Source organism: Brevundimonas sp. (assembly GCF_031412435.1).
GTDB lineage: Bacteria > Pseudomonadota > Alphaproteobacteria > Caulobacterales > Caulobacteraceae > Brevundimonas.
Genome location: NZ_JANODA010000050.1, coordinates 1 through 13,244, shown reverse-complemented (window position 1 = coordinate 13,244; position 13,244 = coordinate 1). Strand labels below are relative to the sequence as shown.

The 13,244-nt window shown below is 67.1% G+C and carries 10 protein-coding genes; 7 read left to right on the top strand and 3 right to left on the bottom strand.

Features of this window, described 5'->3' with window-relative positions:
• Positions 1–14: 14 nt before the first annotated feature.
• Positions 15–1,046: a cytochrome c oxidase subunit II gene (gene coxB / locus RMO01_RS10060; protein WP_309628917.1), complete on the bottom strand. Its 1,032-nt coding sequence runs from the start codon at positions 1,044–1,046 to the stop codon at positions 15–17.
• A 251-nt stretch (positions 1,047–1,297) separates the two neighbouring features.
• Between coxB and RMO01_RS10055 the strand changes: the two genes are divergently transcribed.
• The 4 genes from RMO01_RS10055 to tldD all read left to right on the top strand — a co-directional run bounded on the left by RMO01_RS10055 (position 1,298) and on the right by tldD (position 4,733).
• Positions 1,298–1,672 (top strand): PadR family transcriptional regulator, encoded by a 375-nt coding sequence (locus RMO01_RS10055; protein ID WP_298163549.1) that lies wholly within the window; start codon positions 1,298–1,300, stop codon positions 1,670–1,672.
• Positions 1,669–2,259 (top strand): HAAS signaling domain-containing protein, encoded by a 591-nt coding sequence (locus tag RMO01_RS10050; protein ID WP_309628916.1) that lies wholly within the window; start codon positions 1,669–1,671, stop codon positions 2,257–2,259. The genes RMO01_RS10055 and RMO01_RS10050 overlap by 4 nt, the downstream gene beginning before the upstream one ends.
• On the top strand, positions 2,256–3,125 hold the full coding sequence (locus RMO01_RS10045) for a GIN domain-containing protein (RefSeq protein WP_309628915.1): 870 nt from the start codon (positions 2,256–2,258) through the stop codon (positions 3,123–3,125). Before RMO01_RS10050 ends, RMO01_RS10045 begins: the two co-directional genes overlap by 4 nt.
• Positions 3,126–3,302: 177 nt before the next feature.
• Positions 3,303–4,733 carry a metalloprotease TldD gene (tldD, locus tag RMO01_RS10040; protein ID WP_309628914.1) on the top strand — a complete coding sequence of 477 codons (1,431 nt, stop codon included), beginning with the start codon at positions 3,303–3,305 and terminating at the stop codon, positions 4,731–4,733.
• A gap of 184 nt (positions 4,734–4,917) precedes the next feature.
• Here tldD and RMO01_RS10035 read toward each other — a convergent pair whose 3' ends face one another.
• Positions 4,918–5,871, bottom strand: coding sequence for a TraB/GumN family protein (locus RMO01_RS10035; protein WP_309628913.1), 954 nt, complete (start codon positions 5,869–5,871; stop codon positions 4,918–4,920).
• 132 nt (positions 5,872–6,003) lie between these two features.
• On the opposite strand from RMO01_RS10035, the gene RMO01_RS10030 reads away from it, so the two are divergent.
• From RMO01_RS10030 to RMO01_RS10020, 3 genes are all read left to right on the top strand, one after another.
• Positions 6,004–6,543 carry a hypothetical protein gene (locus RMO01_RS10030; RefSeq protein ID WP_309628912.1) on the top strand — a complete coding sequence of 180 codons (540 nt, stop codon included), beginning with the start codon at positions 6,004–6,006 and terminating at the stop codon, positions 6,541–6,543.
• A 121-nt stretch (positions 6,544–6,664) separates the two neighbouring features.
• Positions 6,665–8,716 carry a TonB-dependent receptor domain-containing protein gene (locus RMO01_RS10025; protein ID WP_309628911.1) on the top strand — a complete coding sequence of 684 codons (2,052 nt, stop codon included), beginning with the start codon at positions 6,665–6,667 and terminating at the stop codon, positions 8,714–8,716.
• 116 nt (positions 8,717–8,832) lie between these two features.
• Complete coding sequence (locus RMO01_RS10020; RefSeq protein ID WP_309628910.1) at positions 8,833–10,860, top strand: TonB-dependent receptor domain-containing protein; 2,028 nt, start codon at positions 8,833–8,835, stop codon at positions 10,858–10,860.
• A gap of 43 nt (positions 10,861–10,903) precedes the next feature.
• Here the strand turns inward: RMO01_RS10020 and RMO01_RS10015 are convergent, their stop codons facing one another.
• Positions 10,904–12,724, bottom strand: coding sequence for an oligopeptide:H+ symporter (locus tag RMO01_RS10015; protein ID WP_309628909.1), 1,821 nt, complete (start codon positions 12,722–12,724; stop codon positions 10,904–10,906).
• Positions 12,725–13,244: the final 520 nt, after the last annotated feature.

The following is a 13,244-nucleotide window of genomic DNA, read 5'->3' as shown; positions in this document are numbered from 1 at the left end:
TCTCTGGCTCGCGGTTACTGGGCGGCCGGGGCGGCGGCGGCGGGAGCCGTCGCAGCGGGAGCGGTTCCGGCGGCGGGAGCCGTCGGCGTGGTTGCAGTCTGGGCGGTCGGGATCGCGGCCGGAGCCGCGGCGTCGGTCGCCGTGGTCGCGCCGGTCGTGCCGGCCGCGACCTGGGCGGCGGTGCCGCCCGGAGCCTCGGCGGCCGTGGCCGGAGTCATCGAGCCGCCCTTGGAGGCGACCCAAGCCGCGAACTCGGCCTCGGTCACGACATTGATCTGGATCGGCATGAAGGCGTGATCGACGCCGCACAGCTCGGAGCACTGGCCGTAGAAGACGCCGGTGCGCTCGGCGCGGAACCAGGTCTCGTTGACCCGACCCGGGACGGCGTCGGTCTTCAGACCGAAGGCCGGCAGGGCGAAGGCGTGGATCACGTCGGCGGCGGTCACAAGCACGCGGACGGTCTTGCCGACCGGCACCACGATCGGCTCATCGGCGGCCAGGCGATAGGGGACGTTCTGCGCCCGGGCCTCGTCTTCCGGCAGCATGGCCGAGATGTATTCGGCGATGCCCTGGTCAGGGTACTCATAGGCCCAGTTCCACTGGTTGCCGGTGGCCTTCACCGTCAGGTCCGGGGTCGGCATGTCGTGATAGGCGAACAGCAGGCGGAACGAGAACAGCGAAATCCCGACCAGGATCATGACGGGCAGGACCGTCCAGATGATCTCGATCAGGGTGTTGTGGCTCCACTTCGCCGGCACCGGATTGGACTTGGCGTTGTAGCGGATCACGATCCAGATGATCAGGCCCAGCACCAGCACGCAGATCGCAGTGATGATCGGCATCAGGATCGCATCGTGGAAGATGTGCGCCTCATGCTTCAGCGGCGAGGCGGCCGGCTGGAGGCCGATCCCGCCCGGCGTCGGCTGGCCCATCAGATCCTGCGCCCACGTCGGTGTGGCGAAGAAGACGGCGAGCGATGCGGAGGCCAGAACGCCACCGGCCTTGCTCAGGGCTCGATTGCCCAGTCCCATGCGAGAAATCCTCATCAAAGTCATCTGCATCAAGTATTTGCGATCCACTCGCATATACCTGGCCGGGCTCTCGGGAGACGCGGCGTTTCAGGGCCGGTCCATATCGCCCCGGTTCGCGGTTGCCAAGCGATTGGGCGTCGCATGCGCGATTTCGTAGCGCCGCAGCGACGGCGCGGGATTCTTAAATCGCTGTCATGTTTGAACAGCTACCTTGCAACGACAGATACCTTGCGATAGCCTATGAAAATCAAAGGAGGTGTTCGGACATGCCGGAAACCATAGAGATTCAGTTGAAGAAGGGGGTGTTGGGACTGTGTGTCCTGGCGCTCCTGGCCCGCGCCGACAGCTATGCCTACGAGATCGCCAGCCGCCTGTCGGATGCGATCGACATGGGCGAAGGCACAATCTACCCGCTCATGCGCCGCATGCAGACCGACGGGTTGGTGGAGACCTATCTGGTCGAATCATCGTCAGGGCCGTCGCGCAAATACTATCGGCTCAGCCCGGCCGGCCGCGATGCGCTGGCCGCCCAGTCCGCCGAATGGACCCATTTCACCCGCGCCGTGGACGCCATCGTTGCGAACGATGCGCCCGTTGCCGCTGCCCCCCCCGTCGTCGCTGAGCCTGGAGAGCCCGCATGACCCGTACAGAATTCCTCAGTCGACTGAGACAGGGCCTTGTCGGCCTGCCGATGTCCGTGGCCGCCGATATTGTCGCCGACTACGAGACTCACTTCGCCGACGGCGCCGCCGCCGGTCGTTCCGAGGCTGAAGTGGCGACCGCGCTCGGTGATCCCGCCCGGCTCGCCCGCGAACTCCGCGCCGAAGCCGGCGCGCAGCGCTGGCATCAGGAGAAGAACCCCTCCGCCGCCGCCGCCGCCGTGTTCGCGGTGCTGGGCCTGGGCGCTATCGACATCCTGATCCTCCTGCCCATCCTGATGGGTGTGGTCGGAGCCCTGTTCGGCGTCGGCATCGCGGTCATCGCCGTCTTTGTGACCGGCGGCGGCATCATGGTCGGCGGTCCCTTCATGGACATCCCGGGCGGCGCCGGCGCCGCGATCCTGGCGGGCCTCGGCCTGATGGCCGGAGCCACCTCCGCAGGTGCGCTCCTGGCCGTGGTCACAATCGGCCTGGTCAACGCCCTGGTCTGGTTCGCCCGCCTCCACTACCGCCTGCTCAAGCCCGCGCTCGAGCCCCAATCCAACACCGTCACGGGAGATCCCGCATGATCCGGACCCTTCTCATCATCGCCGCCGCCGCTCTGGTTCTGGCCACGGCTTCTCTCGGCGGCGCCTTCGCCCTCGGCGGTCGCGACATGGCCCGCCACGGCTGGGAGTGGACCTTCCGCGACCGGGACGGCGACACTGTCTCGTTCGAGCGGGACGACGGCACACGCGGTCCCGATACAACCCGGACCCTGGAGTGGACCGGCGGCCAGACCCTGACTGTCGATCTGTCGGCCGACGTCGAGTACGTCCAGGGCGATACGCCGGGCGTCACCGTCACCGGTCCGGCGCAACTGGTCGAGAGGGTGCGACTGGTCGACGGCCGACTGACCTGGGCGGAAACAGACGGGACCAACCACGAGACGGTCGTCTTCGGCCGCAACGAGCACGGTCGGGGCATCTGGGTTCATTCCGAAGAGGTGAAGATCGTCGTCACCGCTCCGAACATCAACACCTTCAACGTCGAGGGCTCGGCCAGCGTCCTGCTGCGCGACTATGATCAGGACACTCTGTCGGTCGACATCTCGGGCTCAGGCGAGGTCTCGGCGACGGGCCGAACCCGAGCTCTGGAAGTCGATATCTCCGGTTCCGGCGACGCCGATCTGGGCTCGCTCGCAGCCACCGACGCCAACGTTGCTATCGCCGGTTCGGGAGACGCCGTCGTCGCCCCGACCGGCCGGGCCGACATCACCATCGCCGGTTCGGGCGACGTGGTGCTGAATACGCGGCCCGCGACGGTCAATCAGCAGGTCTCGGGTTCGGGCGAGGTGGACTTCGCCAGCATTTCCACCACCATCACGACCAGTCGGGAGGTTGCCTTGGCGCCAGGCGTCTCGGTCAGCACGAGCAACACCGAGCCCGGGCGCTGAGCGCGACCAAAATCCTCCCCTTTAGGGGGAGGTGGCGCGGCGCTTCTTCAGCGTCGTGACGGAGGGGGCCAACTCAGACCTTGCGTCTGCGGCTGGCCCCCTACACCAATCCGTGGTCGATGGCTCCCCATCGGGGGAGGATTGGCGCGAACCCGCGCAGCGCCTACTTGTACCTCCATGACTCTCCACATCCCCCCGCCGCCCCTGCTCGAAACCTCGGGGGTCGATCCCGTCGAGGCCCTCTCCATCCTCCGGGGCGCGCTGCAGGGCGCCGATGACGGCGAACTGTTCCTCGAACGCTCCGAGTCCGAATCGCTGCAGTTCGACGACGGGCGGCTGAAGTCGGCCGCCTATGACGCCACCGAGGGGTTTGGCCTGCGGGTCGTGGCGGGCGAGACCGCCGGCTATGCCCATGCCAATGAGATCTCGACCTCCGCCCTGCGCCGCGCGGCAGACTCGGCGGCCCTGGCCAAGTCAGGCCATGCGGGCGTCGCCGCGGAAGGGCCCCGGGCCACCAATCAGAAGCTTTACGACGCGGTCGACCCCCTCGCCTCGCCCGCCTTTTCCGACAAGATCGCCCTGCTCCAGGAGATCGACGCCTGGGCCCGGGCGCGTGATCCGCGGGTGGTGCAGGTCTCGGCCTCGATCGTCGGCGAGCGCCGGGCGATCGAGATCCTGCGGGCCGATGGCCTGACGGTGCGCGACGTGCGGCCGCTGGTGCGGCTGAATGTGTCGGTCACGGTCGAGCGCGACGGCCGTCGCGAGACCATGTCCTCGGGCGCCGGTGGCCGCGCCGGTTTCGAAAGCTGGATCGCCCCGGAGCGCTGGCAGGCCCAGGTGGATGAGGCATTGCGCGGCGCCCTGGTCAATCTGGAGGCCGTCGACTGCCCGGCCGGCGAGATGGATGTGGTCCTCGCCGCCGGCTGGCCCGGTGTCCTGCTGCACGAGGCCATCGGCCACGGCTTCGAAGGCGACTTCCACCGCAAGGGCTCGTCGGTCTTTTCCGGCATGATGGGCAAGCGGGTCGCCGCGCCGGGCGTGACCATCGTCGATGACGGCTCCATCGCCGGACGTCGCGGGTCCCTGTCGGTCGACGACGAAGGCACCCCGACCTCGCGCACCGTCCTGATCGAGGACGGCATCATGGTCGGGCTGATGAATGACCGGCTGTCGGCGCGTCAGCTGGGCCAGCGCGCCACCGGCAACGGCCGGCGCCAGTCCTTCGCCCACCAGCCCATGCCGCGCATGACCAACACCTTCATGGAGGGCGGCTCGGCCAAACAGGCCGACATGATCGCCTCGACGAAGCGCGGTCTCTACGCGGCCAACTTCGGCGGGGGCCAGGTCGACATCACCAACGGCAAGTTCGTCTTCCAGTGCACCGAGGCCTATCTGATCGAGGACGGCAGGATCACCGCTCCTGTGCGCGGCGCGACACTGATCGGCGACGGGGCCACGGCCCTGACCAATGTCTCGATGATCGGCGACGACTTCGCCTTCGACCCCGGCGTCGGTGTCTGCGGCAAGGCGGGCCAGGGCGTGCCCGTGGGCATCGGCCAGCCTTCGCTCAAGATCGGCGGCCTGACGGTGGGCGGCACGGCCGTCTGACGCCCATACCCATCATCAGACGCGCCGATTCCCTCGATCGAATCAAGGCGCGGCTCTACTGAAGCGCCTTTTATCCATCGCTGTCTGAATCGGCTTTACACTTCTCCCCGTGCGTCCCGGGAACTGAGGAGATCGTGAGTTGGCCGGACGCTTCGGACGCTTCGGACGGTGTTTTGGAGTCCGGTCAGGGCTCGACCTTCCAGTCCGGGCCCCGAACGTCCAGCCCTTCGGCCTCCAGCTGGTCCAGCACGCCTCCCGATTCGGCGAGCAACCGCAAAGGCGCCACGGCGAGGGTCACGCCAGGCGCATCCAGCGCCTTCGACAGGGCCGTGAGCCACTGCCCCCTCAGTTGCGGCCCGATCGCCGGGTCGCCCCAGGGCCAGCACTGGCCCAGTGCGACATCCAGCGGATTGCCGATCACCTCGGCCACGCGCAGACCGCGCCAGTCATCCGCCCGTTCGGCGAAAAGACCATCGCCCTGCTCCGCCGCGCCGATGCTGGCCGCCATACAGGGTTCGTAGGCCGAAGGGGGTTGGGTGATCAGATTGTCGATGATCTCGTCCCCCCGCACGAAGCCCACGGCCTCGCCCTCCACATCGGCCCGCCGCGCCGCGCCACGGACGACATCGTCCGCGTCCCGTCCCCCCCGCACCAGGCCGGCCTTCTTCAGCAGGTCGTCGCTGGTGATGAGGAAACTCCGGCGGGGCCAGTCCTCGTTGCGTTCCCCGGCCATCACCGCCTCCAGGCGCGCTTGCAGAGCGGCCGGCAGATGGTCCGCCGAAGTGGTCTCGTCGGGCAGCCTCGTAATCGTGCGACTGCGCCAGATCAGACGCATGAAGTCGCTGGCCGAGACACGGGCGTAGGGAGGATACAGGATCCGGTCGGCCCGTCCGGTCGCCTCCTCCAGCGCTTCGGGCCGCCACTGGAAATCACGCGGCAGGCCACGGATCGATCCGACCAGAATGACCGTCGAGCCGCCCCGCTCCACCGTCCACATCGGCGCTCCGGCCCGGCGCGCGGTGACCACGATGTCGTCGACCCGGTCTTCCTCCTGGGCCGCGACTGCGTCCTGGGCAAGGGAGGGCGTTGCCCCTGCCAGGGTCGCGATCAGCACCAGTCCGGTCAGCCATTGTCTCATGTTCGAATTCCCTGCCCGATGTCGAACTGGACCATCCGCAGCGGTTGTGGCTCAAGCGTGGCGGTGGCGACGGAACCGTACCGCCAACGTCGAGTTTCGCTCTCGCCTTTCCTTGTCCAGGTCCCGCCCGTCATGGCCCACCCCCTGTCCCGCACAGATGTCCGCCTTGGCCTCGCAGCCCTGGCGCTGGCTGGACTCATCGGCGCCGGGGCCTTCATCCTGGGCGGATCGGAGACCGGCCGGTCGTTCGGACGCGGCCTCGCCATCGCCGTCATCCCTGCGGTCGAGCCCGAGGTCCTGCCCGGCGAGACGATGGAGGTCGGGGCCTTGAGCGACGGCTTCGACCGGGCGGCTCTCGAACGGGTCGCAGAACTCCCACTGGACGACACCCTGCCTTCGCCCGCCTGGGTCGGCGACGAATCACTGGGGGACCCAACGCCCCGAATGCCCATGCCGACGCCCGTCAGCCCGAGTCGGGTCGTCGAAGTCGCTGGACCATCGACCGATCCCCTGGCCGACGGGTCGCGCGCCTTCGGCTTCGACCAGCCCCGCCCGGACTATGCCGCCGAACGCGCCCTGCGCTGGGGTCGGATGGAACCGGCGGAACGGCAAAGTGCAACCGCCGAAACCGGGAATGAAGGCGGTGATGCGCCACAGTATTCGCCGCAATAAGCCATGAAGATTGCAACGCTGTAATGCTGTCGAAGATGTAATCCACCTGTCCCGCTTGTAACTGGAGATGAATGCGGCCGGTCGTCACACCTTCCCCCAGCAACGAGGGGAACCCCAGGCGATGACCAAGACCATTCTTCTGGCCACGACGGCCATACTGTTCACAAGCGGCAGCGCCCTCGCGCAGACCACGCCCGCGCCGTCGGAGGCGGCCAATCCGCCCCAGGCCGCCGCCGGCCAGCAGGGCGTCCTGGTCTTCACCCCCGACTTCTTCGCCGACCAGCGCCCGAACACGGCGCTCGACATGGTCAACCGCATTCCCGGCTTCTCGGTCCAGGACGGCGACGGTTCGCGCGGCTTCGAAGGCGCGGTTGGCAACATCCTGATCAACGGCGCCCGCCCGGCCTCCAAGAACGACGCCGGCTCCTCGGTGCTGGGCCGTACCCTGGTCGCCCAGGTCGAGCGCATCGAACTGGTCCGCGGCGGCGCCCCCGGCATCGACATGCAGGGCTATTCCGTCGTCGTGAACGTCATCACCAAGACCCAGTCCAGCCGTGAGCACATCCTTACCGGCACGGCCTTCCTGTTCGAGGGCGGCCAGGACGCCGCCAACGGCAGCTATCAGTTCACGGCCCGCGACGGCGACCGGGTCATGGGCTTCACCCTGTCGGACGGCGTCAGCGTCAGCGATTCCAACGGTGTCGGCCGGGTGACCCGCACCCGCCCCGACGGTACGGTCCTGCGTGACGAAGGCTATTTCAACGACCAGCAGGGCGGCGGCCAGAGCATCCGGGGCAACTACGCCAACGCCTTCCTGGGCGGCAAGATCGACCTGACAGCCCGCCTCGGCCAGTTTGACTACAGCCAGTGGAGCCGCCAGGACGCCCCGAACGTCCTGCGCGAGAACGGATACGACGAGGACGAGACCAACGGCGAGGTCGGCGTGGTCTTCACCCATCCCCTGCGCACCGGACTGGTTTCCGAGACCCGCTTCATCCGCGAGTGGAATGAGTTCGACAGCGCCTCGGTGTCCTCCACCCGCCTGGGTGCTGTCACCAGCCCGGAACAGCGTTTCGAGTCTACCGGAAACGCGTCCGAGACCATCCTGCGATCCCTGCTGCGCTGGGAACGGTCGTCCTCAATGACTGTCGAGGCCGGCGGCGAGGTCGCTTACAACATGCTGGAGGTCGAACAGGCCTTCAGCGTCGGCGGCGTCGGCGTGCCTCTTCCGTCGGCCTCCGTGAAGGTCGAAGAGACGCGCGGCGAGGCTTTCGGCAAGGCGACCTGGCGCGTGCGTCCAAACCTGACCGTCGAGGGCGGCCTGCGCCTGGAAGGCTCGACCATCACGCAATCGGGCGACGCCAATCAGGAGAAGAGCTTCTTCTTCGCCAAGCCGCGCGTTCAGATCACCTGGACCCCGCGTCCGCAGAACCAGGTCCGCTTCCGCTTCGAGCGCGAGCTGGGCCAGCTCGACTTCGGCGACTTCGCCGCCTCTTCAGAGCTGGAAGACGAGAACGTCTTCGGCGGCAACGTCGACCTGGAGCCGGAACAGCGCTGGATCTCTGAGATCACCTACGAGCGCCGCTTCCTCGGCGACGGCATCGTCTCGATCGGCTACCGGCACGACGAGATCATCGACGTCATCGACCGCCTGCCCCTGCCCGGCAACCTGTCGGCGACCGGCAACATCGGCGACGGCACCCTGGACCAGCTGGCCGTCAACGTCGTGGTTCCGCTGGACTGGACAGGCTTCTCCGGCGGCCAGTTCCAGTTCCGCAACACCTGGAACAAGACCGAAGTCACCGATCCAACCACGGGCCTGACGCGCCCCATCTCCCAGGTCCGTCCGTCCCAGCCGGGTTTCACCATCTCCCAGGACATCACGAGCTGGAAGCTGAACTGGTCGGTCACCTATCTCGATAGCCTGCAGCAGATTTCCTACGACCCGGACCAGACCTCCGGCTTCCGGGGCCACGATTATCTGGAGGCTTTCGCCGAGTACAAGCCGACCCCGACCCTCTCGATCCGGGCCCAGGTCAACGTCTGGAACGACTTCGTCGTCGAGCGGACGGTCTTCGCGAACCGGACCGCCGCGCGCCCGATCGACTATGTCGAACTGCGCCCCGTCGATCCGCGCACCTTCTGGCAGATCCGCGTCCGCAAGACTTTCTGAGGGACCCAGCCACATCATCGCCGCGAATATTTCAGCGATGTAATCCACCTGTCCCGCTTGTAACTGGCGGTGAACGAAGCCGGCCGTATGGGTCCTCTCAGGGAGAGGAAACCCATATGACCAAGGCGCTCTTGCTGGCGACGACGATCCTCGTCGCGGCTCCGTTCACCGCCGCTGCCCAGGCGCCCGCCGTCGATGCGGCGCAACAGGGCGTCCTCGTGTTCGAACCCGCCTTCTTCGCCGACAGCAGTCCGAATACGGCGCTGGACATGATCGCCCGCCTGCCGGGCTTCGGCCTGGACACGGGCGACACTGACACCCGGGGTTTCGCCGGGGCGGCCGGTAACGTCCTGATCGACGGAAACCGCCCCTCGTCCAAGTCCGACAGTCTGGATGGAATCCTGCGTCGCATCTCGGCCGCCAGCGTGGAGCGGATCGAGCTGATCCGGGGCGGGGCTCCGGGCATCGACATGCAGGGACGTTCGGTCATCGCCAATGTGGTGCTGAAGCGCACGGTCCAGATCCAGACCGTTCTGGAAGCCAAGACCTACGTCTATCCTGACGGCTATCTGGGGCCGGTGCTGCAGGCGTCCTGGTCGCGGCGTGAGGGCGAGAACCAGCTGGAGGCCTCGCTCAGCGCCACCACCGACCGGACCGACGACACCGGCGACGGCTATCGGCGGCGCTATGACGCGGCGGGTGTCGCGATCCAGACCGCCGAGCTCGACCGCTGGGACCGGTTCCGCAACGTGCGGGGCACGGCCGCCTGGCAGGGACTGGCCGGTGGCGGCCGCTTCAGGGTCAACGGCGTGCTGGGCTGGAACCAGGCCGAAAACTCGATCGATACCTTGATCCGCACCGGAGCCGGCCGGGACGAAAGGGTCGAGAACGAAGGCGACGAGGTGGAGGCGGAACTGGGCCTGAACTGGGCCCGTGCATTGGGGGAGCGGACGGAAATCGAACTGACCGGCCTCCAGCGCTACGAGGTCGACACCGACGAATCCCGCTCCGTCTCCGGCCTGAACCGCGTCGCCTTCGGCGGCGAGGGAACCGCCGGCGAAACCATCGGCCGAATCGTTCTGCGGTTGCGTCAGTCGGATCGCTGGGCCTTCGAAGGCGGCGGCGAGGCGGCGTACAACTTCCTCGACAGCGCCACGACCTATGCCGAAAACGGCGTGCCCGTCCCCCTGCCGTCGGCCTCTGTGAAGGTCGAGGAGCTGCGCGGCGAGGTCTTCGGCCAGACGACCTGGCGGCCCGGCCCGCAACTGACGGTCGAGGCTGCTCTTCGCGTCGAGGTGTCGGAGATCAGCCAGTCGGGCGACTCAGACCTGAGCGAGACCTTCGTCTATCCCAAGCCGCGCCTTCAAGTGACGTGGAATCCGATCGCCGATCACCAGTTCCGCTTCCGCGTCGAACGCGAGGTGGGCCAGCTCGACTTCGGCGACTTCGTCGCTTCGGCCGACGTTGATCTGAACCAGGTCGAGGGCGGCAATCCGGAGCTGGAGCCGGGTAAGGTCTGGACCTATGAGGCGGTCTACGAACGCCGCTTCTGGGGCGAGGGAGCCCTCACCGTCACCTTGCGTCGCCACCAGCTGGAAGACATTATCGACGTCATCCCCCTGATCGGCGGGTTCGAGGCGGTCGGCAACATCGGCGACGGCTGGTCGAACCAGCAGCAGGTCGTCCTGACCCTGCCCATGGATCGTCTGGGCCTGTCCAACGCCCGGCTGTCGGGACGCGTCAGCTTCGACCAGTCCCGCGTGACCGATCCCCTGACCGGCGAGGAGCGCCGTATCGGCGGACGGCTTCCGTTCGGATGCGGTGTCGAGTTCAACCAGGACCTTCGCGGCGGGCGCTGGTCCTGGGGCTTCGAACACGGCTGCAATGTCGACGACCCGATCCAGTATCGGGTCCGTGAGGTGCGCTATTTCGAGGACGAGCCATTCGTGACCGTCTACGGCCAGTGGAAGCCCCGTCCCGATCTGACCGTCCGTCTCGACGTCGGCAACGCCACGGACCGTGAGCAACGCCGCGAACGCTTCGTCTATTCCGGCCCCCGCAACAGCGCCCCCCTGTCGTTCCGCGAGGAGCGGGGCACGACGATGAGCCCGTGGCTGTTCATCCAGATCCGCAAGACGCTCTGAGATCGTTGGGGCGGTATCCAGAAGGACGCCGCCCCGATCTTTCTCACTTCACGCCGCGCATCATCCACTTGATACCGGGCGACAGGACCAGCAGCAGGCCGCCGATCGCGACGCCCCAGATGCCGATGGTCTGGAACACGCCGGAATAGGTAGACAGCGCCAGTTCCGGATTGGTCACGACCCCGCCGACAGTCTCGGTCGCCGTCGACTTGGCTACGATCCCGGCGATGATGTGCGCCAGGGCCGAAGCCATGAACCAGGCCCCCATCATCATGCCGACCATCTTGGGCACCGACAGTTTGGTGATCATCGACAGGCCGACCGGCGACACCATCAGCTCGCCGATCGAGTGCAGGAAATAGGCCAGGAACAGCCAGATCAGCGGCACCTTGTAGAGGTCGTTGGCTTGGGTGTTGGCGGCCCAGACCAGCAACAGGAAGCCCGCGCCGACCGAGACCAGGCCCAGGCCGAACTTGACCGGGACGTTGGGCTCCAAACCCTTCTTGCCGAGCCACAGCCACAGAGCGGCCAGGATCGGACCGAAGACGATGATCGTGCCCGGGTTGAAGGTCTGGGTCATGGCGGCATTGAAGCCGTTCGGCATCGAGGTCGACTGGTCGGCGAACAGGGTCAGGCTGGAACCCGCCTGTTCGAACAGAGTCCAGAATAGCACCGAGAACATCGTCAGGATGATCGCCGCCAGCATGCGCCAGCGACCGTCGCCCTTGATGAAGACGATTGAGTACAGCAGCAGGCCGGCGAAGATGGTCGGCACGAGATACAGCAGCGAGGCCTCGACGGCGTCGTGCTGCTGGACGATCAGCCACATCGGGATTACGGCCAGGATGCCCAGAATGTAGATCCAGGCCTCGCGCGGGATGCCCAGCGTCGTCTTGCCCAGCTGCGCGGTCGCGGGCGGATCGGCACGGTTGCCGAGCCAGGACTGACCGACCCAGAAGGTGATCAGGCCCGCCAGCATGCCGATGCCGGCGAGGCCAAAGCCGTATTTCCAGCCGTATTTGATCCCCAACCAGGCGCAGACCGCCGAGGCCAGGAACGAGCCCAGGTTGATGCCGACGTAGAAGATGGTGAAGCCGGAGTCCCGGCGCGGATCGCCCTGTTCGTAGAGTGAGCCAACGACGGTGGAGATGTTGGGTTTCAGGAAGCCGACCCCGACCACGATCAGGGCCAGGGCGAAGAACAGCACCGACTGACCTGCCAGATCGACCGTCTTCTCGATCTCATAGGCGCCTGGCGCGATCAGGGCCGGCAGGCCTGCGCGAGCGCCGTCGCCGGTGAAGGCGCCGTCAACCACGGTCCCGGTGGCCGGGTCGGTCGCTGGCGAGGTGGCGGCGGCGACGGAGGCGTCGCTTTCGACTGTCGTTGGCAAGTTGGATACGCGGATGCCTTCGGGCGTCACCTGGATCGGGACGCGCTGATCACCCACCAGGGCGAACAACTGTCGATCGGTGTCGCGGCCCTGGACTTGAATCTCGTAGGACTGACCCTGGTACTGGATGGTCTCGCGGCCACCGGAACCCTCGAAAGCCATCATGCCGTGGCCCGCGACCAGGAGCAGCGCCCCCAGGGTCACCGCCTTACGCGAGCCCAGGAACCGGTCGGCGATGGCGCCCCCCAGCACCGGCATCAGGTAAACAAGCGCGGCGTAGGCGGCATAGATGCCCTGCGCCTCGGCCGAGCCGAACAGGAAATGCTGCGTCAGATACAGGACCAGCAGGGCCCGCATGCCGTAGAAGGAGAACCGTTCCCACATCTCTGTGAAGAACAGGATCACCAGCCCTCGCGGGTGACCCAGGAACTGCTTCTGGGGCGCCGCGGCGCCTCCCCCATCCGTCGCGCTCAAAATCTCACTCCCTAACGCCGCGCCGAACGGGCGCGCTCAAGCCGGCATAAGCAGCACGCCGGGCAAGACCGGACAAGCCTTATGGATAACCGAACCGTCACAAGACGGCGATGAACCGCAGGTGAACCGGGGTTGTCCCACCCCCGCACCGGGATGCAGGCGTGATTGATCACTCCCTGCCCGTCGGGCGGAAGTTGCGGGGAAGCGGACGGAGCCTGGGCGGTCGCCCGGAACCGATGTGGCCCCCTGCTTTCGCGTTACGGGGACCGATTGAGAATTTTCGGCTCGCGCCGGGGCTCCGTCGCGACCGGTTCACGCGAGCGGCCGGTGACGGGCTTCGTGCAGCCTGTGGGGTTTTCGTCGTTTTCGACCCCCACGCTTTGCGCCGCTTAAACCCAGTCCGACCTCGGCCCGCGACGGGCGGAGGGTTTCAGGCCCCTCCGGGCTCCACGGTTTGTCACCCCATGGACAGTCCTGCATCCGCGCCGGTTCGTGCCTCCACAGATCCAGGTCCTCGCCG